Origin of the sequence: Corallococcus sicarius, from assembly GCF_003611735.1 — a bacterium.
Lineage (GTDB): Bacteria > Myxococcota > Myxococcia > Myxococcales > Myxococcaceae > Corallococcus > Corallococcus sicarius.
Window position 1 is genome coordinate 1 of sequence record NZ_RAWG01000015.1, and the last position, 22,471, is coordinate 22,471.

Annotated in this window: 20 protein-coding genes; 6 read left to right on the forward strand and 14 right to left on the reverse strand. The window is 70.3% G+C overall.

The features are described 5' to 3' along the window. Positions 1-163 precede the first annotated feature (163 nt). The gene (locus D7X12_RS03775; RefSeq protein WP_147443512.1) at positions 164-496 is read left to right on the forward strand and encodes a hypothetical protein; all 333 of its coding nucleotides are present in this window, start codon (positions 164-166) and stop codon (positions 494-496) included. Positions 497-520: 24 nt separating this feature from the next. Here D7X12_RS03775 and D7X12_RS03780 read toward each other — a convergent pair whose 3' ends face one another. The 8 genes from D7X12_RS03780 to D7X12_RS03815 all read right to left on the reverse strand — a co-directional run bounded on the left by D7X12_RS03780 (position 521) and on the right by D7X12_RS03815 (position 9,475). Beyond that, complete coding sequence (locus D7X12_RS03780) at positions 521-1,921, reverse strand: family 2B encapsulin nanocompartment shell protein (RefSeq protein ID WP_120623896.1); 1,401 nt, start codon at positions 1,919-1,921, stop codon at positions 521-523. A gap of 33 nt (positions 1,922-1,954) precedes the next feature. Further along, positions 1,955-3,349: a family 2B encapsulin nanocompartment shell protein gene (locus D7X12_RS03785; protein WP_120623897.1), complete on the reverse strand. Its 1,395-nt coding sequence runs from the start codon at positions 3,347-3,349 to the stop codon at positions 1,955-1,957. A 62-nt stretch (positions 3,350-3,411) separates the two neighbouring features. After that, positions 3,412-5,679 (reverse strand): family 2 encapsulin nanocompartment cargo protein terpene cyclase, encoded by a 2,268-nt coding sequence (locus D7X12_RS03790; RefSeq protein WP_120623898.1) that lies wholly within the window; start codon positions 5,677-5,679, stop codon positions 3,412-3,414. A 214-nt stretch (positions 5,680-5,893) separates the two neighbouring features. After that, positions 5,894-6,334 carry a histone gene (locus D7X12_RS03795; RefSeq protein WP_120623899.1) on the reverse strand — a complete coding sequence of 147 codons (441 nt, stop codon included), beginning with the start codon at positions 6,332-6,334 and terminating at the stop codon, positions 5,894-5,896. Between the two features lie 162 nt (positions 6,335-6,496). Beyond that, positions 6,497-7,585 carry a succinyl-diaminopimelate desuccinylase gene (gene dapE, locus D7X12_RS03800; RefSeq protein WP_120623900.1) on the reverse strand — a complete coding sequence of 363 codons (1,089 nt, stop codon included), beginning with the start codon at positions 7,583-7,585 and terminating at the stop codon, positions 6,497-6,499. Positions 7,586-7,613: 28 nt separating this feature from the next. Further along, positions 7,614-8,249, reverse strand: a complete 636-nt coding sequence (locus tag D7X12_RS03805; protein WP_120623901.1) for a cupin domain-containing protein — start codon at positions 8,247-8,249, stop codon at positions 7,614-7,616. 49 nt (positions 8,250-8,298) lie between these two features. After that, entirely contained in the window at positions 8,299-9,126 is an 828-nt protein-coding gene (locus tag D7X12_RS03810; RefSeq protein ID WP_120623902.1) for a 2,3,4,5-tetrahydropyridine-2,6-dicarboxylate N-succinyltransferase, read from the reverse strand. A 46-nt stretch (positions 9,127-9,172) separates the two neighbouring features. Then, positions 9,173-9,475 (reverse strand): hypothetical protein, encoded by a 303-nt coding sequence (locus D7X12_RS03815; protein WP_244224332.1) that lies wholly within the window; start codon positions 9,473-9,475, stop codon positions 9,173-9,175. Between the two features lie 299 nt (positions 9,476-9,774). On the opposite strand from D7X12_RS03815, the gene D7X12_RS03820 reads away from it, so the two are divergent. The 3 genes from D7X12_RS03820 (at position 9,775) to D7X12_RS03830 (ending at position 13,271) form a co-directional block, all read left to right on the forward strand. Continuing rightward, positions 9,775-11,229, forward strand: coding sequence for a pyridoxal phosphate-dependent decarboxylase family protein (locus D7X12_RS03820; protein ID WP_120623904.1), 1,455 nt, complete (start codon positions 9,775-9,777; stop codon positions 11,227-11,229). Positions 11,230-11,285: 56 nt separating this feature from the next. Further along, complete coding sequence (locus tag D7X12_RS03825) at positions 11,286-12,005, forward strand: glycosyltransferase family 2 protein (RefSeq protein ID WP_120623905.1); 720 nt, start codon at positions 11,286-11,288, stop codon at positions 12,003-12,005. Positions 12,006-12,236: 231 nt separating this feature from the next. After that, positions 12,237-13,271, forward strand: coding sequence for a rod shape-determining protein (locus tag D7X12_RS03830; protein WP_014400170.1), 1,035 nt, complete (start codon positions 12,237-12,239; stop codon positions 13,269-13,271). 44 nt (positions 13,272-13,315) lie between these two features. Here D7X12_RS03830 and D7X12_RS03835 read toward each other — a convergent pair whose 3' ends face one another. Further along, entirely contained in the window at positions 13,316-15,577 is a 2,262-nt protein-coding gene (locus D7X12_RS03835) for a tetratricopeptide repeat protein (RefSeq protein ID WP_120623906.1), read from the reverse strand. 89 nt (positions 15,578-15,666) lie between these two features. On the opposite strand from D7X12_RS03835, the gene D7X12_RS03840 reads away from it, so the two are divergent. Next, a complete protein-coding gene (locus D7X12_RS03840) occupies positions 15,667-15,864 on the forward strand; it encodes a hypothetical protein (protein WP_120623907.1) in 198 nt (65 codons plus the stop codon). A 13-nt stretch (positions 15,865-15,877) separates the two neighbouring features. Here D7X12_RS03840 and D7X12_RS44035 read toward each other — a convergent pair whose 3' ends face one another. The 4 genes from D7X12_RS44035 to D7X12_RS03860 form a co-directional block, all read right to left on the reverse strand. Next, positions 15,878-16,717 (reverse strand): c-type cytochrome, encoded by an 840-nt coding sequence (locus tag D7X12_RS44035; protein WP_244224333.1) that lies wholly within the window; start codon positions 16,715-16,717, stop codon positions 15,878-15,880. A 23-nt stretch (positions 16,718-16,740) separates the two neighbouring features. Then, on the reverse strand, positions 16,741-17,859 hold the full coding sequence (locus D7X12_RS03850; protein ID WP_120623908.1) for a metallophosphoesterase family protein: 1,119 nt from the start codon (positions 17,857-17,859) through the stop codon (positions 16,741-16,743). 14 nt (positions 17,860-17,873) lie between these two features. Continuing rightward, a complete protein-coding gene (locus D7X12_RS03855) occupies positions 17,874-19,187 on the reverse strand; it encodes a cytochrome-c peroxidase (RefSeq protein WP_120623909.1) in 1,314 nt (437 codons plus the stop codon). 158 nt (positions 19,188-19,345) lie between these two features. Then, the gene (locus D7X12_RS03860) at positions 19,346-19,948 is read right to left on the reverse strand and encodes a cysteine hydrolase family protein (protein WP_120623910.1); all 603 of its coding nucleotides are present in this window, start codon (positions 19,946-19,948) and stop codon (positions 19,346-19,348) included. An 83-nt stretch (positions 19,949-20,031) separates the two neighbouring features. Here D7X12_RS03860 and D7X12_RS03865 point away from each other — a divergent pair, with 83 nt between their 5' ends. Next, complete coding sequence (locus tag D7X12_RS03865; protein ID WP_208718805.1) at positions 20,032-20,910, forward strand: LysR family transcriptional regulator; 879 nt, start codon at positions 20,032-20,034, stop codon at positions 20,908-20,910. A 148-nt stretch (positions 20,911-21,058) separates the two neighbouring features. Here D7X12_RS03865 and D7X12_RS03870 read toward each other — a convergent pair whose 3' ends face one another. After that, positions 21,059-22,444: a DUF2156 domain-containing protein gene (locus D7X12_RS03870; RefSeq protein WP_120623912.1), complete on the reverse strand. Its 1,386-nt coding sequence runs from the start codon at positions 22,442-22,444 to the stop codon at positions 21,059-21,061. Positions 22,445-22,471: the final 27 nt, after the last annotated feature.

The following is a 22,471-nucleotide window of genomic DNA, read 5'->3' on the forward strand; positions in this document are numbered from 1 at the left end:
TGATGCCGGACGGCGACGCGGTGCTGTACGGCCACACCGACCGGGTCACCGACTTCGGCGTCGACAAGCTGAGGCCGCTGCGCGGCGACATCTTCCTCCTGCGGGTGAAGTACTAGTCACCCGCGGGGCGCGCGACCTGGGCACCGACGCCCAGGTGCAGCGCGTGGCGGTGCACGCGTCCGGCGAGGTGCTGACGGTGGGCTACACGTACTCGTGGCTGGAGAACGGCACCACGAACCAGGACGGCCTGGGTTCAGCGCAGCTGTTCACCCAGCGCTTCGACGCGGCGGGGCAGCCCCTGGTGGCGCGGCTCTTCCTGGGCGTCGCCCCGGAGGCCCGAGGCGAGCTGTACGGCGTGGAGGCGGTGCCGGCGGTGGCGCTGATGCCGGACGGCGACGCGGTGCTGTACGGCCACACCGACCGGGTCACCGACTTCGGCGTCGACAAGCTGAGGCCGCTGCGCGGCGACATCTTCCTCCTGCGGGTGAAGTACTAGTCACCCGCGGGAGGAGGGCCCGCGTCAGCCTCCGATTTCGACGTTCTCCAGGATGCCGAGCGCGTCGGGGACGAGCAGGGCCGCGGAGAAGTAGGTGCTCACCAGGTACTCGGTGATGGCCTTGTCGTTGATGTCCATGCGGCGCACGGAGAGGCCCGGCTCCACCTCGTCCGGCAGGGCCGGGGGGTGCAGGCCGATGACGCCCTGGTCATCCGCCCCGGTGCGCAGCACGAGGATGGAGCTCGTGAGCGTGGAGGAGATGGGGATCTTGTCGCAGGGCAGGATGGGGACGCCGCGCCACGCGTTCAGCATCTGGCCGTGCACGTTCACGGGCGTCGGGTAGAGGCCCCGGCGATTGCACTCCCGGCCGAAGGCCGCGATGGCGCGCGGGTGGGCCACGAAGAAGCGTGACTTGCGACGGCGCGACAGCAGCTCGTCCATGTCATCCGGCGTCGGCGGCCCGCTGCGCGTGTTGATGCGCTGCTTCAGGTCCGCGTTGTGCAGCAGGCCGAACTCACGGTTGTTGATGAGCTCGTGCTCCTTGCGCTCCTTCAGCGCCTCCGTGGTCAGCCGCAACTGCTCCGCGGTCTGGTTCATGGGGTCGTTGAAGAGATCCGAGACGCGCGTGTGCACCCGGAGGATGGTCTGCGCCACGCTCAGCTCGTACTCGCGGGGCTTCAGCTCGTAGTCCACGAAGCCGCCCGCCAGCACGGGCTCACCGTGGTGGCCCGCGGTCAACGGGATGGCGGCCTGCCCCGCCTTGTCCTGGGGCAACTTCAGGCGCGCCTTGTACCGCGCCACGTGGGCGCTCAGCGCCGGGGCCTGGAGGATGAGCGACTCGAACACCTGCTGCGGCAGGGACAGCACGATGCAGGCGGTGGTCGCCTTCACCGTGAAGGGCCACACGTCGTTGGACTCCACCACCGACGCATCACCGAAGTGGTCGCCGTCCGCGAGCGTGTCCAGGACGACGGGGTCGCCGTACTTGCCCGTGCCCAGCTTGGACGCCTTGCCGTGGGCGATGAGGAACACGTGCTCCGCGGGCTGGCCCGCCTCCACGATGGAGTCACCGGCCTTGTATTCCTTCTGCACGAAGCGGCTCGCGAGGGCGCGGACCGTCAGCCCCTCCTCGTCGCCGTCGAAGCCGCGCAAGAGCGGCAGCTTGAGCAGCTCCTGCGGGATGACCTCCACCTTCGCGCCGATGTTGCTGAAGTTCAGGCGGTCATCGCCCGCGGAGTAGGTGAGGCGCCGGTTGACGCGGAACACGCCGTTGGTCTGGACCCACGGCAGCATGCGCAGCAGCCAGCGCGGGGTGATGCCCTGCATCTGCGGCTGGGACTTGGTCGTCGTCGCCAGCTGGCGGGCACCGGCCGTGCCCAGGCTGGAGTGTTCGGTGTCGCCGGTGTGGATGATGGGATTGGCCATGAAGAGTCCTCTGGGGTTGCGGGGGGCCTGGGACTACGAGCGACCGATTTCGACGCTCTCCAGGATGCCCAGCGCATCCGGCGTGAGGACGGCCGCGGAGAAGTAGGCGGTGACGAGGTAGCTCATGATGGCCTTCTCGTTGATGCCCATGAACCGGACGTTGAGGCTGGGTTCAATCTCATCCGGGATGCCCGCCTGGTGCAGGCCGACCACGCCCTGGTTCTTCTCTCCCACGCGCATCAGCATGATGGAGCTGGTGCGCGACTCGGTGACGGGGATCTTGTTGCAGGACACGATGGGGATGCCCCGCCACGCGGGGATCATGTTCCCGTTCATGTCGATGCTGGTGGGGTAGATGCCCTGGCGGTTGCACTCCTGGCCGAACGCGGCGATGGCGCGCGGGTGGGCCAGGAAGAACGACGGCTCCTTCCACACGGTGGCCAGCAGCTCGTCCATGTCGTCCGGCGTCGGCGGGCCGCGGCGGGTGTGGATGCGCTGCTTCAGGTCCGCGTTGTGCAGCAGGCCGAACTCGCGGTTGTTGATGAGCTCGTGCTCCTTGCGCTCCTTCAACGCCTCCACGGTCAGCCGCAGCTGCTGCTGCGTCTGGTTCATGGGGTCGTTGAAGAGGTCCGCGACGCGCGTATGGATTTGCAGCACGGTCTGCGCGACGCTCAACTCGAACTCGCGGGGCGCCGTCTCGTAGTCCACGTAGGTGCCGGGCAGCACGGGCTCACCGTGGTGGCCCGACGCCAGCTCGATGGCCGCCTGGCCGGACGTGTCCTGCTTCTTCTTCGCGAGCGCCTTGAAGGTCTCGATGTGCTTGTGGAGCGACGGGGCCTGGGCCACCACCGCCTCGAAGGCGGACTGCTGGAGGATGAGCGCGGTGACGGGCGTGACGGCCTTCACCGTGAACTGCCAGAAGTCCTGCGACTCCAGCAGCGCCTGGTAGCTGTAGTGGTCGCCGTCCGCCAGCGTCTCCAGCACCGTGGGCTCGCCGTACTTGCCGGCGCCAATCCGGTTCACCTTGCCGTGGGCGATGAGGACGATGGAGTCCGCCTCCTTGCCCGCCTCCGTGAGGATGTCCCCCGCCTTGTATTCCTTCTGCACGAAGCGGCTGGCCAGGGCCGTGAGGACCTCCACGTCCTCGTAGCCGCGCAGCAGGGGCAGCTCGCCCAGCTCCTGCGGGATGACCACCACCTTCGCGCCGGTGCTGGTGAACGTCACCCGGCCGTCGCCCACCGCGTAGCTCATGCGGCGGTTGACGCGGTACGTGCCGCCCGACACCTGCACCCACGGCAGCAGCTTCAAGAGCCACCGGGAGGAGATGCCCTGCATCTGCGGTTCGGACTTGGTCGTCGTCGCCAGCTGGCGCGCCGCCGCGGTCCCGAGGCTCAGTGAGTTCTCATCGTGCGTCTTGGAAATGGACATGGGTCAGCCTTCCCTGAGTTGAAAATTGAAGAGTTGAAGAAGTCAGTGCCTGCTTGATGCCTTCAAGAATCGGAGCGCGCGCGCTTGAACAGCTCGGCGACGCGCGTCGCGGCCATGCCCAGGCCGGCGAGGTTGCCCGTCTTGAGCTTGGGGGTCGCCGCGTCGCGCAGCTCGGCTTCCTTGTAGCGGTCCACCGCCGCGTGCCACTGGGGGATGCCCGCCATCCACTGCTGGAGCTGCACCACGTACTGGTGCAGCTTCTCCTGCGCCTTCGCGTCCAGGTCGAAGCTGCGGATGATGACCGGCAGCTCCTTTTCGACCAGGTGCTCGAACTGCTTCATCCGCGCCGTCATCAGGTGGTTCACGACGAGGACGGCGCTGTCCTTGTCCACGTCCAGGAACTTCTGGACCACCAGCACGCCGTTGTTGAGCTCGCCCTCGAACTCAATCTCCTTCTGGTAGGAGAAGATGTCGTTGACGAGGCAGGCGTAGTCTGCGGCCGAGTTCTCCAGCCCGCGCATCGTGCGCGTCTTGAACACGGCCTCCGGGATGGCGTCGCCCTTGGACAGCCGCGACAGGCTCATGGTGAGGTCCGAGCCAAACGTCTTGCGGCGCATCTCCACGTAGTCCACCGGGTCCGGCACGCGGTTGATGAGCTGGTTGTTCAGCTCCCAGATCCAGCTCTCCGTCATGTCCTGGATGGCCTTGCGGAACAGCTTGCGCCCGTAGGCGGAGAGCGGGCCGGCCGTGCGCTTCCACAGGTCCGCGAGCCCCACCTCCACCGGGTTCAGGGGCACACCAGCGTTGGCGGTCTCCACGTCGTCCGGCATGAACTGCGTGAGGCGCGCGTTGAACACCTTCGCGCCCGGCATGTCGCGGGTGTAGCCGTAGAGCGCGGGGAAGTAGTCGTCCGCGTAGGTGCCCCACACGAGCCAGCACGCCGTCAGGTCCAGCTGTTCGGGGGTGGCGTCCGGGTGGATGAGCGCGCCGCAGAGGGCCACGTCCGCGACGTCGAACTTGTGGTCGTCCCAGATGTAGAGCCCCACGCCCGGCAGCTCGTCCAGCATCCCCATCCGCCGCGCCCAGTCCTTGGAGTTGCGTCGCGCGCGCTCCAGGTGGGGGCTCAGGTACGTGCTGTACGGCATGTAGAACTTCGGCAGCTTCACCGGGCCCACGTGCTGACGGGGCACGTGGGAGAAGCTCTTGATGCGGGTGAGGCCCAGCCCGCCAGACGTCAGGGGCAGCCGCAGCGCGGACATGCCCAGGCCGGCGGGGAGGGGGATGGACAGCTCCCGTCCCTCGCGGCCGGCGGTCTGGTTCATGTAGCGGTTGGAGCGCATGTGCCACTCGTGGCCGCCGGACTGCCAGTCCTGGAGCCCGCGCAGGTACAGCATCACCTGGGCCTGCTCCGCCGGGTTGAGGCCGTACTCCGCGAAGAGCCAGGGCAGCTCCGTCGCCGCGGTGGTCTCGAACTGGTGGAGCCGGGACGTCAGCAGGTCGTTGACCAGGTCCGCGGCGCGCTGCGTGTCACAGTCGAGGAACTTCTCCACCACCAGCACGCCGTTGGAGAGTTCACCCTCCTCCAAAATCTCCCGCTCGTAGGAGAACAGGTCGTTGCGCAGGTGTACGGCGTCGGAGAACGTGTCCTTGAAGACGCGCATGGGGCGGCTGTGGACGACGCGGGCCGGAATCTCCGCGACGGCGTGCTCCACCAGGTCCGACGACCAGGGCGCCCCACCGACCTTGCGGCGCATCTCGATGTACTCGACGGGGTTGGAGACGCGGGCCTCGCTGATGTTTTCAATCTCCCACATCGACTCATCGAGCAGGTGCTGGGTGTTCTCGAAGAAGCGGCGGCGCCACTCCATGGACATGGAGGGCACGGTGCGCTGCCACAGGTCCCAGAGCCCCCGCTCCACCGGGTTCTGGGGCTCCGGCGGCGTGCGCGACAGGTCCAGCGGCATGAACAGCGGGAGCCGGTCCAGGTACGCCTGACCGCCCGCGATGTCCCGCGAGTACTTGAAGACCTCCAGGAAGTGGTCGTCGAAGTAGAAGACCCAGACGTACCAGTCCGTGATGAGGTCCAGCTCCGGGCCAGGCGCCTCCGGGTGCGTGTACGCGCAGAGCAGCGCGTAATCCATCCCGTCGAAGCGGCGCTCGCTCCAGACCTCCTTCTGCGTCCCATCCCGCGGCGGCCCCAGGATGCCCATCTCGTACGACCACGCCTTGGTATGCGCGCGCGCCGCTTCAAGATGGGGATTCAGTCGTGCGGGCCAGGGAACGTAGAAGTCCGGCAGCTGGAAGGGTTGTTTGCGTCGCGCCGTGGACATACGTGCACCTCGTTGGATCCGCGACCTTGTAGCGATGTCGAGAACCCAACTCCACGTACAACCGGCGAGGCACGAAGAATTGCACTTCCTTGCGAAACAGGAATGACCCACCTGCGTGGGCCATGACCCCGTGACGCGGGCACGCCCGTCGCGGCGCGGGGGGTTGCGCATCCCTGCACGGGACGGCCACCTCCCCCGGTCCGCCCGCCAGGTCCTAGCGGCGCGTCGTGCGACGCGACGGGCTCTTGCGAGCGGTCGTCTTGCGCGCGGTGCCGCCACGCTTCGCGGCGGTCGTCTTGCGCGCGGTGCGGCCCGCGGCGGCGCGACGGACCGGCGACGTGCGGCCTCCACGCTTGGCGGTGGCCTTCTTGGCGGCGCCACGCTTCGCGGTGGCCTTCTTCGCGACACCGCGCTTGGCGGCGCCCTTCTTCGCGGCGGGACGCTTGGCAGCGGCCTTCTTCGCCGTGGTGCGCTTGGTGGTCGCGCGCTTCGCGGCGCCCGTGCTGCGGCGGGGCGCGGCCTTGCGGGCGCCCTTGCGCGCACCGGCGGAGCGGCGGCGCGACGGCGTGGCGGACGTCGCCTCACCGGCCAGCTGCGCCGTGTTCGACTGCGACTGGGTCTCGTTCGTGTCCTGCACTCGGGTCTCTGCCGTCATCAACTACCTCCAGGGGGTTTACTTCCTGGATCGTACGCGCATCCACGCAAAGTGCACGCATGCACGCACGTGCAGATGCACTCCACCCAACGAATGCACGCGCAACCGCGGCCCGCGCGAGGCCGAGAATCCGGCCCCGGAGCACACGGTGACAACAGGCCGCTACACCGCGCCCTTGAGGAACGCGGCCAGCTTCTCGTACGCCACCGCGAGCGGAGGGATGGGCGCGCTCTCGTGCAGCTGGTGCGCCTGCGCCGTCTCACCGGGCCCGAAGTTCACCGCGTCCACGCCCCACTCCCCGAAGCGCGCCACGTCCGTCCACGCCTGCTTCGACGCGGCGGGCAGCCCCGTGAGCAACATCAGCCGCTGGAAGAGCGGGTTGCCCGCGGCCACCGGACCACTGGGCGACGCGTCGGTGAACTCCACCTCCGCCCGGCCCGCCACCAGCGCCAGCACGTCCTCTTTCGCCTGGTCCACGCTCTTGCCCGGGGCGAAGCGGTAGTTGAGGTTCAGCTCGAACGCCTCCGGCACCACGTTGCGCGCCCGGCCGCCCTTGGCGAGCGTCGCGCTCATCACCTCGTAGAAGGGGAAGCCCGCGACGTTCACCTCCACGCGCTCGCGCCCCAGCAGCTCCGTGAGCAGCGGGCCCGCCTTGTGGATGGCGTTCTCCCCCTGCCACGGCCGCGCCGAGTGCGCGCTGCGCCCGGTGAAGCGCACCGTCACCTGCATGCTGCCGACGCAGCCGACCTGCACCACGCCGTCCGTGGGCTCCATCGCGATGCCGAAGCGCACGCGCGACAGGTCCGGCCGCTTCTCATACAGCGGGATGAGGCCGCTCTCCGCGTAGGCACCCTCCTCGCGCTCGTACAGGAGGAAGGCCACGTTGACGGGCAGCGCGTCCCGCTTCAGGTCCTCCGCGAGCGCCATCATCACCGCGAGGCCGCCCTTCATGTCGGAGGCGCCCAGGCCGTGCACGCGCTCCCCTTCGATGCGGGGAGCGCGGCCCACGTCGCCGGGGTGCATGGGCACCGTGTCCAGGTGTCCGATGAGCGCCACCGTGGGCCGGGGGTCCTCCAGCGAGCCCAGGAGCAGCGTGTGCCCGACGCGGAAGACCTCGTCGCGGCGGAAGTGGCGCAGCGCCCAGCCCTCGACGTGGTCCGCGATGGGACCCTCGTGGCCAATGGGACTGTCGATGCGGCACAACTCGAGCGTCGACTGGGCGAGGCGGGTGGCGAGTTCGTTGGAAGCCATGCGCGGGACAACATACTCCCGCCGCCCGTCAGGCGTCCCCGTCCGCCAGCTCCTCGAAGGACGTCACGCCGTCCAGCACCGTGAGGCAGATGCACGCGGGGCCCTGAAGCGCCGTGAAGTCGTGCAGGGAGCCGTCCGGCTTCTCCAGCGCGTCGCCCGGCCACACCTCGTGGCCGTTGTCCTCGCGGAAGCCGCCCTCCAGCACCAGGTTCCACTCGCGGCCCTGGTGCGTGTGGCGCGGGTAGCGCGCGCCGGGCAGCAGGCGCACGACGGCCGCCATCATCCCCTCGCGCGCGGGGCCCGTCTCCACCGGCATCAGCTCCACGCCCTCCACCGGACCCGGCATCCACGGGTTCGGGTCCGAGATGGACTCCAGCAGGCAGAGCGCCCGCTCCCGCGTCAGGTCCAGGAACGCGGCCACCTGCTCCGCCTGGCGGGCGAAGCGGCCGGGGCCCTCCATGTGGCCCATCAGCCGGGGAAGCGCGGCGGCCGGAGGCGGCTCCGGGGCGACCAGCGTCCCCAGCGCATCCACGGCCGGCGTCAGCCGGGCCAGCTCCGCCCGGCAGCGCGCACAGCCGTCCAGGTGCCGTGACGCCGCGTCCCGCCGGGCCGGCTCCAGGGTCCCGAGCAGCCAGTCGGGGAGGATGTCATCCAGGTGTTCCATCACGGTTCGCTCTATACGGGCCCGCCGCGCCAGCGGATTTCTACGCCCGTCACACCGGGACCGCGAACTCCCGCAGGGCCGCGTTCAGGCTCGTCTTCTGGTCCGTGGACGCCTTGCGCTGTCCGATGATGAGCGCACACGGCACCATGTACTTCCCGGCCGGGAACTCCTTCTCCCGCATTCCGGGGATGACCACGCTGCGGGCCGGCACGCGCCCCTTGTGGACGACCTCCTGGGAGCCGGTGACGTCGATGATCTGCGTGGACGCGGTGAGGACGACGTTGGCGCCCAGCACGGCCTCCTCCTCCACCACCACCCCCTCCACCACGATGGAGCGGCTGCCCAGGAAGGCGCCGTCCTCGATGATGACGGGCGACGCGGAGGGCGGCTCGAGCACCCCGCCCAGCCCCACGCCGCCGGACAGGTGGACGTGGCGGCCCACCTGCGCGCACGAGCCCACCGTGGCCCAGGTGTCCACCATGGTGCCCGCGCCGACCCGGGCTCCGATGTTCACGTACCCGGGCATCACCACCGCGCCCCGCTCCACGAAGGCGCCGTAGCGCACGGTGCCCGGCGGCACCACGCGCACCCCGGCCGCCTCCAGGCCCTTCTTCAGGGGCACCTTGTCGTAGAACTCGAAGGGGCCCACCTCCATCACCCGCATCTCCGACACCGCGAAGAACAGGAGGATGGCCTCCTTCACCCAGGCGTTCACCCGCCAGCCTTCCGGGCCCTTCTCCGCGACGCGCAGTTCACCGGCGTCCAACCGCGCCAGGGTCTCACGCACCGCGGACACGGAGTCCGCGTCCTTCAGGAGGGCGCGGTCCGCGAAGGCCGCGGACACCCTCTGGGAGAGCTCTTCGATGGAGGTGGCCATGGGCCCGCGTTCAATCACATTTCAGCGCGCCGCGCTGGCCTGGAAGTCACGCGTGTGACGCCCCCGGAACGAACGCCAGCGGATGCGTCATGGACAGGAGCTCTCCGTGGTGCAACCTGTCCGCGAGTACGAGGGTAGCGCCCTCGCGCAGCACCACCGCGCCCTGGAGCACCCGGGCCACGTCGTCCAGGGGGGCCTCCTTCCACCGTCTGCTGAAGGGCGAGCCCCGGACATACAGGTGCCCCTGGCCGATGAAGGCCACGTACCCCAGCTTCGTGCCGTCCGCCGCGCGGACCCGCATCCCGCCAATGATGGAGCGTCGTTCGAAGGGCGTGTCTTCGAAAGCCATCGGTGTCACCTCCCGGTTGCCGTTCAGGAGGCAAAGGTGGGGACGCCCCCGGCGCCGTGAGCCGGCCGGCCCACCGCCGGTCCCCTGCCCGCCCGCTCCCTTTCAGGAGGAGCGGGGGGACGGGGCGCGTAGCCTCAAGCGCTGCAGTAGGTGATGGTCACCGTCGCGTCAGCCATGGAAGCCTCCGGGTGTTTCGGGGTGCGACCTGAAGATGTGCACGCCCGGGGCCCCTGGCGTCAATCCAGGCGGCGGCCGTCCCGCATGCGCGTTCCCCCGCCGCCCGCTACCCTCCCGCCGCCATGACGACCCCGCTCGAAGCCGCCTACGACCCGGACGCCTTCCGCGCCACCGCGCACGCCCTGATGGACCAGTTGGCGGACTACCTGAAGGCGGCGCTCGGCGGGGGCGCGGCGATGCCGGTGCTGCCGTGGGTGCCGCCGGCGGTGAACCACGAGCGCTTCGCCACGCCCTTCCCGGAGGTGCCCTCGCAAGAGCCGTCCGGACTCTTCGCGGCCCTGATGGCGCGCGTGCTGGAGGGCTCGCACCACCTGCACCACCCGCGCTACGTGGGCCACCAGGTGACGGCGCCGCTGCCACTGACGGCGCTGTGCGACGCGGTGTCGTCGCTGCTCAACAACGGCATGGCGGTGTACGAGATGGGCCCCGTCGCCACCGCGATGGAGCACCACGTGCTCGCGTGGATGGCGTCGCGCCTGGGCCTGCCCGCCAGCGCCCGGGGCGTGCTCACCTCCGGAGGCAGCGCGGGCAACCTCACCGCGCTGCTCGCCGCGCGGCAGGCGAAGGCCGGCTTCGATGCATGGAACGGCGGCGCGCACGCGGGCCCCCCCATGACGGTGCTCGTCCCCCGCACCGCGCACTACTGCCTGGCCCGCGCGGTGCGCATCATGGGCTTTGGCGAGGGCGGCCTCACCCCGGTGGACGTGGACGCACGGTTCCGGGTCCAGCCGGACGCGCTGGAGGCGGCGCTTCAGGACGCCACGCGCAAGGGGCGCAAGGTCATCGCGGTGGTGGCCAGCGCGGGCTCCACCACCACCGGCGCCTTCGACCCGCTGGAGGCCGTGGCGGACTTCGCGCAAGCGCACGGCCTGTGGTTCCACGTGGACGGCGCGCACGGGGCCGCCGCCAGCCTGAGCCCGAAGTACCGCGCGCAGGTGCGCGGCATTGAACGCGCGGACTCCGTGGTGTGGGACGCGCACAAGGGGCTCCTGATGCCCGCGCTGGTGACGGCGGTGCTCTTCCGCGACGGGGCGCGCTCCTTCGACGCCTTCGCCCAGGAGGCCAGCTACCTCTTCCACGGCGACGACGACGCGCGCCCCTACAGCGACGTGGCCCTGCGCACGCTGGAGTGCACCAAGGAGATGATGTCCCTCAAGGTGTACACGTGCCTGTCCGTGCTGGGCACGCGCCTCTTCGAGGAGGCCGTGACGGCGTCCTACGACCAGGCCCGGCGGTTCGCCGCGAAGCTCCAGGCCACCCCGGACTTCGAGGTGGCGGTGCCACCCGACTGCAACATCGTCTGCTTCCGCCACACCCCCGCGCACGTGCCCGAACCGGGGTGGGATGCCCTCCAGGCCCGGCTGCGCGAGGCGTTGGTCACCCGGGGGGATTTCTACCTGGTGCAGGCCCGGCTGCCACGGGGCGCGTACCTGCGCACCACCCTCATCCACCCCCTCACCCGGGACGAGGACCTGGACGTCCTGTTGGACACCCTCCGGGAGGCGGCCCGGGGTTGAGTTTTGTGCACAAGGGAGTCGCCCGAGCCCGGGAAATGCGATAGGGGCGGGTCGCCATGCTCGTCTCCCTTGTCATCCCCGTCTACAACGAGATTCCCACCCTGGCGGAAATCCTCCGCCGTTGCGTCGCTGTCGACTTTCCGAAGGAGCTCGTCCTCGTGGACGACTGCTCCAAGGACGGAAGCCGCGAGTTCCTGCGCCAGTTGGCCGAGCAGGGACTGGACGTGTTGGGCGGGGCCCCGAAGAACCGCAACGAAGTGCGCGTGCTCTTCCAGGAGAAGAACCAGGGCAAGGGGGCCGCGCTGCGCCGGGGCTTCGCCGAGGCCACCGGTGACATCATCATCGTCCAGGACGCGGACCTGGAATACGACCCGAAGGACATCCCGCGCGTCATCCAGCCCATCCTGGACGGGGAAGCGGACGTCGTCTTCGGCAGCCGCTTCATCGGTTCGCCGCGCCGGGTGCTCTATTACTGGCACACGGTTCTCAACAACATGCTCACCACGCTCTCCAACATGACGAGCGGCCTCAACGTCACCGACATGGAAACCTGCTACAAGGCATTCCGTGCGGAGGTGCTGCGGTCCGTGCACGTGGAGGAGGACCGCTTCGGCTTCGAGCCCGAAATCACCGCCAAGGTGGCGCGCGGAAACTGGCGCGTGTTCGAGGTGCCCATCAGCTACCACGGGCGCACCTACGAGGAGGGCAAGAAGATTGGATGGAAGGATGGCGTCCGCGCCCTCTACGCCATCGCGAAGTACTCCGTGAAGCGCTGACGCCCGCCTGGCTGCTGTCCTGGGGAGGATGCGGTTCATCCTCCCGGCGGCACGGTGGGGAGTGCGGAGAATGGAACACAGTGCTCGCTGGGGTTGGTTGTCCAGCGAGCGGAGCCCCAAGGCGGCTCCGGGTTTTCTTCCTCCGTATTGCGCAGCGTAGTAGTTTCGCCAACGCACCCCGTCTGAAGGGCTGGGAAGTTTCGGGGCCCTTCCGAAAGTTTCCGCCCCCGTATGTTCGACTGGCTCCACACCCTGTTTTCGCGCGACCTCGCCATCGACCTGGGTACGGCGAACACGCTCATCTACATCCGCGGTCAGGGCATCGTGTCCAACGAGCCCTCGGTCGTGGCGGTGCAGCAGGATTCGCGCGGGGGCAAGAAGGTCCTCGCGGTGGGCAAGGAGGCCAAGGAGATGCTCGGCAGGACGCCGGGCAACATCGTGGCCATCCGGCCCATGAAGGACGGCGTCATCGCCGACTTCGAAATCACCGCCGCGATGCTGCGCTACTTCATCCAGAGCGCGCACAACCGCAAGACGCTGGTGAACCCCCGCATCATCATCGGCATCCCGTCCGGCATCACGGAGGTGGAGCGTCGCGCGGTGCGTGAGGCGGCCGCCAACGCCGGCGCCCGGGAGGTCTACCTCATCGAACAGCCGATGGCCGCCGCGATTGGCGCCGGGCTGCCGGTGACGGAGCCCAGCGGCAACATGATTGTCGACATCGGCGGTGGCACGTCCGACGTCGCGGTCATCAGCCTCGCGGGCATCGTCTTCGCCAAGTCGGTGCGCATTGGCGGCGACAAGCTGGACGAGGCGATCATCCAGTACGTGAAGCGCAAGTACAACCTGCTCATCGGTGAGCGCACGGCGGAGCTCATCAAGATGGGCATTGGCACGGCGTACCCGACGGACGAGGTCATGACCATGGAGATCAAGGGTCGCGACCTGGTGGCCGGTGTGCCGCGCACGCTCACGGTGTCCAGCGACGAGGTCCGCGACGCGCTCGCGGAGCCCGTCAACGGCATCGTGGAGGCCGTGAAGCTGACGCTGGAGCGCACGCCGCCGGAGCTGGCCGGTGACATCGCCGACCGCGGCATCGTGCTCGCCGGTGGCGGCGCGCTGCTCAAGAACCTGGACACGCTGCTGCGCGAGGAGACGGGCCTGCCGGTGTTCCTGGCCGAGGATCCGCTCTCCGCGGTGGTGATTGGCGCGGGCAAGGCGCTGGAGTCGCTCGACATCCTCCGCCAGGTCTGCCAGCCGGGCTGACGTCGCTTCAGCCTTCGTAGCACCGTGACGGCGCCGGACCCGCTTCAGGGGTCGGCGCCGTTCGCTTTCCGGGCCTTCGGCAGGGGCCTGCCCGTGGGTCTGACCACGCGCGCTTCGCAGTCCGGCACCTTCGTGTCCCTGCACGCGTCGAAGGCCCCCCGCAGCCACGCGTCCGCGGCGCGGGGCGCGAAGCCCTGGAGCGCATCCAGCCCCTCGAGCCCCTCGAGCCGCGCGGTGAACACCGGAAAGCCCTCCTTCGACTCGCCGCGAGCGCGGACCAGCAGCGCGGCGGCGCGCAGGCCCTGTGGGAGGCGGGAGAACGCCGGGGTGACGGTGCCCGCCTGGAGGAACTTCAGCAGCGGCTCCCGGGCGAGCACCAAGGGCAGCGAGGCCTGGAAGAGGCGCTTCGCCTGCGCATCGCCCGTGCGCGTGAGCTCCAGGGCGAGCAGCGCGGCGACCTCCGGCTCCAGGCGGGACAGCACCGCTTCGGACGCCTTCGCGGCCTGCTCCCTCGCGCGCGTGGGCCGCGTCAGCACGTCGCGCGTGAGGCGGAGGACATCGCGGTCCGTGGAGGGCGAAAGCGCCGCCAGCTCCGCGTCCTTGGGCAGCCGCTGTCCGGTGAGCAGGTCCAGGAGCAGCATCCGCTCCGGCTGCCGACTCATGGCGGCGGGGATCCAGTCGCGCAGCACGTAGGGCGTGTGCGCGGGCCCGGCGACATTCGCCACGCGGCCCGCCAGCACCAGGAAGTCCCAGCTCCGGTTGCGGGGGTCCAGGCCGAAGCGGTGCACCAGCGCCGTCGCCGCGTCCCGGCGCCAGGCGCGCAGGTAGACGCGGACGAGCAGCTCCAGCGCTTCGACGGTCCGTGGCGGATGCCGCTCCACCAGCGGATCCGCGAGCCGCGCCGTCTCCAGCACGCGCTCCTTGGAGGGGTCCCAGTCCGGCTGTCGCGGCGGTCGCGGGTCTTCCAGCTCGTGGAGCCAGCGGACCTCCAGCAGCGCGAGGCCGGCCTCGGGGGAGTTCGGGAAGCGGCGGGCCAGCTCCTCGTACGCGGGGAGGGCCTGGGCCAATGGCAGCTCGCGCGTGTTCGCGCGTGTCAGGTAGAGGTGCGCGAGGGGGGAGTCGGGGAACTGTTTCGCGTGCTCGATGTAGCGGGCGCGCGCCTGCGCACCCGTGCCGACGAAGCCGTGGAGGTCCTGCGCCAGGGATTGCGCCCCCAGGTCCTCCTGCCACCGCTGCATCAACATGTTCGCGAAGCCCACGGTGTCGCGCGAGCGCAGCGCGTCCGGCAGGTGCGCTGGGGCCTGCGCCTCCGCGAGGAGGAAGCAGCGCGCCGCCAGCTCCCGCGCGCGGGGATTGAGCGGATCCACCTCCGCGACGGCGGAGGCCACCCGGCCCGCGAGCCGCCAGTCGCCCGCGTCCATGTGGGCGCGCACGGTGGACTCCCAGTGCGCCTGCGCCACGGAGAGCACCTCCTCCGGGAACAGCAGCTCCCCGGTGCCCGTCAGGGGGCGCCGCTCCAGGCTCGAGCCATCCGCGGTGAAGGCGCGGTGCCCCTCCAGCATCGCCGCGCCGCGCACGTTGTAGATGAGCCGCTCGCCGTCCGTCGGGAGCACCACGTCCTCGAAGGGCCGGGCCGCGCCGGGCCAGCTCGCCCGGGCGTGCAGCGCCGCGTCCTCCAGCTTCACGCGCCCCTGCTCCTGCGTCCCGGGCGCCACCACCCAGCGCTGCGTGCCGATGCTCACCTCCACCGGGCGCGACAGGCCATTGATGACCGACACGGCGCGCACCTTGCGCGCGTCCAGGAGCACCCCGGCCACTGCCGCACCGAGGCAGACCCCCAGCACCACACCGGCCACGACGCCCGCGCGGCGCCACCCGCGTCCCGCCGGGGGAGGCACCTGCCCGATGACCTGGAGCGGCGCCCCCGTGCCACCGCGCACGAGGTAGTCGTCCAGCGGCCACACCGACAGCCCCAGCACCGACACCGTGCGCGTGGCGACGAAGGGGGCCTGGGGCGCTTCGGGTGGGGGCCGGCCCTGCCACTGGAGGCCCGTGCCCAGCACGGAGCGCATCCGGGGCGTGCGGACCGTGGTGACGAAGGCCGCCCGGTCCTCCACCAGCGCCGCGAGCAGCTCCCGCGTGGGGCCCGGGGGCTCGTGCTGGAGCCTTTGCACCAGCACCGCGCGCACCGTCCACGCGTCACCCCGCGCGAGCGCGGACGCCAGCGCTTCGTCCGGCAGCATCTGGGCCAGCCGGGGGGCGCGCTCCAGCAGGCCGCTGGGGTCGGAGGGAGGGGTCAGGGACATGGGCCGCATTCAACCCGCCACGGGCGGGGTGAAGGCAAGCCCGGGGCACGGATTGGCTACCGCCCGGCGGGCACCCGATGATGCCCGCCATGGGTGCAACGGACATCGGGATCGTCATCGCGCTGGTGGCGCTCGGGCTGGTGCAGTTCCTGCTGAAGCGCGAGATGCGCCGCGCGCGCGCGCCCGGAAGGCCGGCCCGGATGCGGTTCATCGCTCAGGGCCTGGTCGGCTTCGCCTTCGTCATGGTGCTGGCGATGGTGGTGCGCCTGCTCCTGGACCGGAGGTAGGCGCCCCCGCGGCTCAGTGCTTGCCGTACTCCAGCTTCGTGCCCTTGCGCTGCGCGTAGATGTACGCCTCCATCGCGCGCATCTTCGGGTCCCCGTCCGCCAGCGGCTTGCCGCGCGCCGGATTCTCGATGCACCAGTTGATCATGTCGCGCAGCAGCGCCACGCGCCCCAGCTGGACCTGGTACTTCGGATAGGTCTCCGGGTGGGTGTTGGCCGCGTCCGGATGGCACATGTCGCAGGACACGCCCACGGTGCCGCCCACCGCCTCCGCGTCGTGGAACACGCGGTGGCCCTCCTTCACGAAGGCCTGCGTGGACTCCGCCCACACCTTCTCGTCGCGCTCGGAGAACGCGCCGTAGGTGTGGCCCGTCTGGAGGTTCGCCTGCTCCTGCCGGGGCACCGCCTTCGCGCCCGTCTGCGCGCCCACGCCGCCCGCTTGCACGGGGCTGCCCGCGGGCTTCGAGCCGGGGTTGGGCTGCGGCGCGGGCGGAGGGGACTTCTTCGCGCCGGGCGGGGTGGCCTGCGCCAGGGCCGGGCCCGGCACGTCGTCCCAGAGCGCGTCCGGGTTCTTCTTGCGCCAGTCGTCCATCAGCTTCGCGGTGGCGCGCACCGCCTGCTCACGCGTGAGCTTCTGGCCGTCCTTCACGCCCTCCACCTCCAGGGACGTCTCGCCGTCGCACAGGCCCAGCACCAGGTTGCCGTCCTTCGACGTGGGCACGACGTGCTTCGGCAGGGGCGCCGACGCCGGAGGGGACGGCGCGGGCTTCGTGGCGGGGGACGTGGCGAGCGCCACGCCGCCGGCGAAGGACAGGGCCGCGCACGGGACCACGAGCAGCTTCATTCGCAAGGTCATGGGAGGGGGTTCCTCTTCCGGTCCTAGTAGGTGGGCAGCTTGGGCTTGGGGGGCGCGGACTGCTTGCCATTGGAGCCCAGGAAGCTGGCGCGCACGGTGATGGGGTCGCGCTCCCAGAGGTTGTAGACCTTGTCCACGAGCCCCGACTCCAGCACGTCCATGCGGCCGTTCCCGCAGCCGTCGAACTGGCTGAACGGATCCGCGCGGTTCATGGGCACCGTGAGCGCGGGCAGTCCCTCCGGTGCGTACGGCCACGGCCACGCGGTGGACAGCATCCCGTGGAACTGGATGTTGCCAATGCGGTTGCTGAGCAGCTGGTGCGTGTGGCCGTGGATGACGGTGACCTTCTCGTACGGCTTGAGGATGGCCTGCACCTCGTCCGCGTCGTCGGTCCAGAAGTTCCAGGGCTTGTAGTACTTGTAGAGCGGCGAGTGGCTGAAGACGATGAGCGGGGTGTTCTTCGCCACCTTCGCCAGGTCCTGCTGGAGCCACTGGCGCTGCTCGCCGCCGACCTCGAAGCGGGACTGGATGCCATTGTCCAGACCGGCGACGATCTTCATCCGCTCCATCGGCGTGAGCTTGCGCTCCGTCCAGAAGTCCTTCTCCAGGATGGAGTTGAGCACCACGAAGTGCACGCCCTTGTGGTCGAAGGAGTAGTTGGGCTTGCCGAACAGGTCGCGCCACTGCTCGCCCATGTCCAGGAACCAGTCGTGCTCGCCCACCATCATCTTGAGGGGGGCCTTCACGGACTTGAGGATTTGGGCGCCCAGCTTGAGTTCGCCCGCCGTTCCCAGCTGCGCCAGGTCTCCGCCGAAGAGGACGAAGTCCGGCTGCGGGTCCAACGCGTTGACGTCGTCCACCGCCTTGAGGATGGCGCGCACGAAGCGGTCGTTGAGCTTGTTCTCGTACAGGTGCGTGTCGGAGATGTACGCGAAGGAGAACTTCGGCTTCTGTCCCTCCGCGTCCGCCACGTTGACCAGCTGGAAGCTGTTGGGCGTGAGCTTGCCCATGCCCGCCACGATGCCGGCGGAGATGCCTGCGACGCGGAGGAAGGCGCGGCGGTCCAGCTTCTTCAGTCCTTCGAAGAAGGCCTCGCGCTCGGCGTAGTGCTTCGTCTCGATGCTCTGGAACTTGTTGGCCATGGCGCGCCCTTCCGTTACCGCGGCTTGGACTGCGTGGAGGGCGCCACCGGGGTGACGTCTCCGTAGATGCCCAGGTCCGCCGGGTTCTTCACGTGGAGGTCCGGGTTGGGCGCCAGGTCTCCCAGGTGGCCCTTCTTCCCCAGCGCCACTTCCGTGTCCCGCTCCGGCCGGTTGTTCCTGCGGGCGCGCTGCTTCGCGAGCTGCTCCTTGTTGAGCTTGTCGTACTTCGAATCCGTGAGCGCGAAGAGGAACGACACCAGGTCGTCGATTTCAGGTTCGGTGAGCCCCAGCCGCTGCATCCCCCCGTCGAGGAAGGGATTGGGCACGCCGCCCTTGTTGTAGTGGTCCATCACGTCCCACAGCGTGGTGAGCGACCCGTCGTGCATGTACGGGCCGGTGATGCCCACGTTGCGCAGCGTGGGCGTCTTGAACGAGCCCACGTCGTTCTCCTGCTTCGTCACGAGGAAGCGGCCCAGCTCGGAGAACTCCGTCTGGAGCGCCAGCTCGTCGATCTGCTTCTCGTCCCCGGTGCGCACCACCTGGACGCCCTTGCGCGCCAGGGCGATGAAGTCCTGCTTGTGCGCGGCGACGCCGATGTTGTGGAACTTCTGGTCGCTGAACAGCGGCGACACGGCGTTGCCCGCGTGGCAGGAGTTGCACCGCGCCTTGCCGTTGAAGAGCGCCCAGCCGTTCTTCTCCGACGCGGAGAGCGCCTTGGCGTCGCCGGTGATGAACTTGTCGAAGCGCGCGTTGCCGGAGAACTGCATCCGTTCGAACGCGGCGATGGCGGCGGCCAGATCGTCATAGTTCACGTCGCGGCCGAAGACCTTCTTGAACTCGGCGGCGTACTCCGGGATGGCGCGCACCTTCGCCACCACCGCCTCCGGGTTGGGCATGCCCATCTCCCGGGGGTTGAGGATGGGCAGCTTCGCCTGGTCCTCCAGCGTGGCCGAGCGGCCGTCCCAGAACTGGGTGGCGTTGAAGACCGCGTTGAGCACCGTGGGGCTGTTGCGCGTCACCTTCTGGTTGCCGATGCCCTCCGACAGGGCCTTGCCGTCGGTGAAGCCCAGCTCCGGCTCGTGGCACGTCATGCACGCCACGGTGTTGTCCGCCGACAGGCGCTTCTCCCGGAAGAGCTTCTCCCCCAGCGCCACCTTCTCCGGCGTGGGCTCGGAGCCCGGCGGCACCGACAGCTTCCACAGCGTCGCGGAGACGCCCGGCGGCAACGGCGGAGGCGGGGAGCCCTGCGAAGGCGCGGGCGCTGCGTGTCCCACACCGGTGTTCAGCACCACGGCGAGCACCGTGACGACGCCCGAAGGCAGCCGCATGACACCCCTCCCGCCAGCCTTCAGGAGCCCACGCGGGACATCCGCGCGACCTGTTGCCGGATGCCCCGCATTTCACGCAACCCCGTCAATTCTTGCAATGTCACTCCGGCGGGGGGATGGCGGAAGTGTTTGGGATTGGAAGCTCCGGGGGCGAAGGCCTACGCCCAGGCTCCGCAGTCCTTCACGACCACGGCGAAGCGGTCGGCCAGCGCCGCCAGTTCGGTGCGCTGCAGTTCGGCGGCCGGCACCACGCCGCCCGCGGTGCCAGGCAGGTCGCGCGTCGCGGTGGCGGCGGCCACCACCGTGTTGCGGTAACCGAGGTCGAGCGCGGCGCGCGCGGTGGCCGAGATGCACATGTGCGTCTGGAAGCCGGCGATGATGAGCTCGGGGCGCCCGGTCGCCTGGAGGCGCTGGTGGAGGTCCGTCCCGGCGAAGGCGTTGGGCAGGGCCTTCGTCACGATGGCCTCGCCCTCCCTGGGGGCCACCGCGGCGATGATGGCGCTGCCCGGCCCCTGGGGATCGAAGAGCGGGCTGCCGACAGGGCCGTGGTGCACGACGTGGAAGACGGGCGTTCCGTGGCGGCGGGCCAGCTCGAGCAGACGCGCCGTCTCCTCCACCGCGGCGTCGATGCCGACCAGCGGCAGGCTGCCGCGCGAGGTGTAGTCCATCTGCGCGTCGATGATGACGAGCGCCGCGCGGTCGAAGGCAGAGGGGTGGGTCGGGGCTCCGACCAGGGAGAGAAGGGTGCGGGGGGCGGACATGCAGGGCTCCGTGGAGTGGGTGTCAGGCCCCTGGGTAACCCGTGCATCCCTGCACAGCCCGCCGCTATCTTCGCGCAATGGGTGTGCAGAAACGGTCAGGCCCCCTGGACTGGGAAGACCTGCGTGTCTTCGTGGCGCTGGCGCGCGCGGGGAGCCTGTCGGCGGCGGCGCGGGAGCTGAAGGTGAGTCACGCCACGGTGGGACGGCGCATCGCCGCCCTGGAGGAGACGCTCGGCCGCACGCTGTTCGACCGTCGCGCCGACGGCTACCTGCTCACCGCTGACGGGGCGGCGGTGCTGGAGCTGGCGGCGGACATGGAGGAGCGCGCGCACGGCATCTTGCGCATCAGCGGCCAGCAGGCGGGGCTGACGGGCACGGTGCGGTTGACGTCCACGGAGGCGCTGGCGGAGCGCTTCCTCATCCCGCACCTCGCAGCGCTCCACCGCCGCCATCCCGGCATCCACCTGGAGGTGGTGAGCGACTCGCGTGCGCTCAGCCTCGCCAAGCGGGAGGCGGACGTCGCCGTCCGTCTTGCGCGCCCGCAGGTGGGGGAGTTGGTCGCCCGCCGTCTTGCGAGCCTTGCCTACGGCGTCTACGCGGCGCCGGACGGGGACATGTCGGCATGGGTGGGCCTGGACGACTCCCTCGCCCACCTCCCTGAAGCGAAGTGGCTCGCCCGGCACGCGGCCGGTGAGCGCCTCGTGCTGCGCGCCAATACGGTCACGGCGCAGCTCGCGGCAGCCCGGGCAGGCTTTGGCAAGGCCCTGCTGCCGCACTGGTTCGCCCGGGAAGAGGGCGGTCTCATCGCCCTGCCGCCGCCCGCCCAGCCACCGGTGCGCGAGGCGTGGCTTGTCGTGCACCCCGACCTGAAGGACGTCCCGCGCGTGCGCGCCGTCATCGACGCGGTGGTCGGCGCGTTCGAGGAGGAGAAGGAGCGGCTCGACCCCGCACCACTGAAGTGACCCGGTCGTATCAGCGGGCCGTCACACGCAGCGCCGTGTTGGAGACGGACCCGGTGCCGTACACGGAGACGTACCAGGTGCCAGCGGCGGGGTTGGGAACGGAGCTGGATATATCACCTGGCCTTCAAGACATATCATCCAGGGCACGCTACGGCTCGGGGACGCGGAGGTCGCGCGAGCGCAGCAGCATCGCGGACGCGGTGGCGGGCGCGAGCACCGACGCGACAATGACACACCAGTCCCAGGGGCCCCGGGCGCGGGCGGCGTTGTAGGTGAGGGCCTGCACCAAAGTCAGACACGCATCCGCGCTGGTGAGCACGCCCAGCAGCGTGGCCAGGCCGTCGCGCCAGCGGCGCAGCAGGAGCAGCAGGCCCACGATGAGCCCCACATCGAACAGCACCCAGGCCCCCTGCACCCACGGCGAGGGGAACCACGGTGTGCTCACCGGCAGCGCGAGCAGCACCGTCCACGGCACCAGCAGCGCGCTCAGCGTGCGCACGAAGAAGCGCGGCCGTCGCAGCAGCGTGACGAGTCCGAACTTCACCAGGCTGCCCCGCGCGAAGGCTCGCAGCGCGTCGTACACCGCCCAGGGGGCGGGTTCGTCCGCCGGGTGGGAGAGGAACAGGGGCACCCAGGCGTCGGGGCGGAACTTGGCCTTGAAGGCGCGCAGGCCCTCGAAGTCGAACAGGGGCCGGCCGGCCGTGCGCGCGAAGCGCAGCCAGGGACTCACCGGGCCCGCGAGCGGCGCCAGCCCCAGCGTCACGTACCGGCGTCCGTTCGCCGCCGCGGCGCGCATCGCGGCGTCCACCAGCGTCTCCGCGGTGCCGTTGGGCGCGGAGGGTTCGCGCAGCAGGTCCTGGAGGAACCAGCCGTCGCGCGCGAACACCGGCGTCACCGACAGGAAGCCCACCACGCGGTCCCCCACCTCCGCCACGAAGGCGCGGCGCTCGCGGGCGAAGGCGCCCGGTGCCAGCCCCACCAGGAAGCCCATGGTCGCCATCCGCCGCGACGCCAGCCAGTGCTCCATCAGCACCTCCACCGCGGCGCGCAGCGGGTGGCCGGGCGTCTCCATCACCTCGGCGGGCACCTCGCGGACGCGCACGGCGTGGGTCCGGGCGCGGCGGAGCTGTTCGCGCAGGCTGCGGCTCCCGCGCAGCACCGCGTCCCAGTTCGCCGGGTCCCACACCGGCTGCTCTCCAATGGGGAACTCCTCGAACGGGACGAGCTGGGAGAAGCGCGCCTCGGTGGCGAAGAAGCTCACGCGCCGGCCCGCGCTCCGGGCCGCCTGCTGGAAGGCCTCCACCATCTCCCGCACGCGCTCGGGCGCGGTGATGGGGCCGCCCCCCGCCACCCACGCGCCGCCCGTGTCCACGTACGCCACGCACCCGTCCCCTCCGGGCGCGAACCAGTAGCGGAAGCCCGGTTGCAGCACCTGGAAGGACGTCGCGTTCCAGCCGTGGTGCCGCAGCAGCGCCAGCACCCGCGCGCGCTCGTCCTCCGCGTCCGGGGCGGGTTGTTCGTGGGAGGCACCCATGGGGTTGGCGCTCAAGCTACGTCCCGC

Coding starts and splice junctions, on each gene's coding strand:
- D7X12_RS03780 (WP_120623896.1), bottom strand. CDS start 1,921: ATGGCCAATCCCATCATCCACACCGGCGACACCGAACACTCCAGCCTG.
- D7X12_RS03785 (WP_120623897.1), bottom strand. CDS start 3,349: ATGTCCATTTCCAAGACGCACGATGAGAACTCACTGAGCCTCGGGACC.
- D7X12_RS03790 (WP_120623898.1), bottom strand. CDS start 5,679: ATGTCCACGGCGCGACGCAAACAACCCTTCCAGCTGCCGGACTTCTAC.
- D7X12_RS03795 (WP_120623899.1), bottom strand. CDS start 6,334: ATGACGGCAGAGACCCGAGTGCAGGACACGAACGAGACCCAGTCGCAG.
- dapE (WP_120623900.1), bottom strand. CDS start 7,585: ATGGCTTCCAACGAACTCGCCACCCGCCTCGCCCAGTCGACGCTCGAG.
- D7X12_RS03805 (WP_120623901.1), bottom strand. CDS start 8,249: ATGGAACACCTGGATGACATCCTCCCCGACTGGCTGCTCGGGACCCTG.
- D7X12_RS03810 (WP_120623902.1), bottom strand. CDS start 9,126: ATGGCCACCTCCATCGAAGAGCTCTCCCAGAGGGTGTCCGCGGCCTTC.
- D7X12_RS03815 (WP_244224332.1), bottom strand. CDS start 9,475: ATGGCTTTCGAAGACACGCCCTTCGAACGACGCTCCATCATTGGCGGG.
- D7X12_RS03820 (WP_120623904.1), top strand. CDS start 9,775: ATGACGACCCCGCTCGAAGCCGCCTACGACCCGGACGCCTTCCGCGCC.
- D7X12_RS03825 (WP_120623905.1), top strand. CDS start 11,286: ATGCTCGTCTCCCTTGTCATCCCCGTCTACAACGAGATTCCCACCCTG.
- D7X12_RS03830 (WP_014400170.1), top strand. CDS start 12,237: ATGTTCGACTGGCTCCACACCCTGTTTTCGCGCGACCTCGCCATCGAC.
- D7X12_RS03835 (WP_120623906.1), bottom strand. CDS start 15,577: ATGTCCCTGACCCCTCCCTCCGACCCCAGCGGCCTGCTGGAGCGCGCC.
- D7X12_RS03840 (WP_120623907.1), top strand. CDS start 15,667: ATGGGTGCAACGGACATCGGGATCGTCATCGCGCTGGTGGCGCTCGGG.
- D7X12_RS44035 (WP_244224333.1), bottom strand. CDS start 16,717: ATGACCTTGCGAATGAAGCTGCTCGTGGTCCCGTGCGCGGCCCTGTCC.
- D7X12_RS03850 (WP_120623908.1), bottom strand. CDS start 17,859: ATGGCCAACAAGTTCCAGAGCATCGAGACGAAGCACTACGCCGAGCGC.
- D7X12_RS03855 (WP_120623909.1), bottom strand. CDS start 19,187: ATGCGGCTGCCTTCGGGCGTCGTCACGGTGCTCGCCGTGGTGCTGAAC.
- D7X12_RS03860 (WP_120623910.1), bottom strand. CDS start 19,948: ATGTCCGCCCCCCGCACCCTTCTCTCCCTGGTCGGAGCCCCGACCCAC.
- D7X12_RS03870 (WP_120623912.1), bottom strand. CDS start 22,444: ATGGGTGCCTCCCACGAACAACCCGCCCCGGACGCGGAGGACGAGCGC.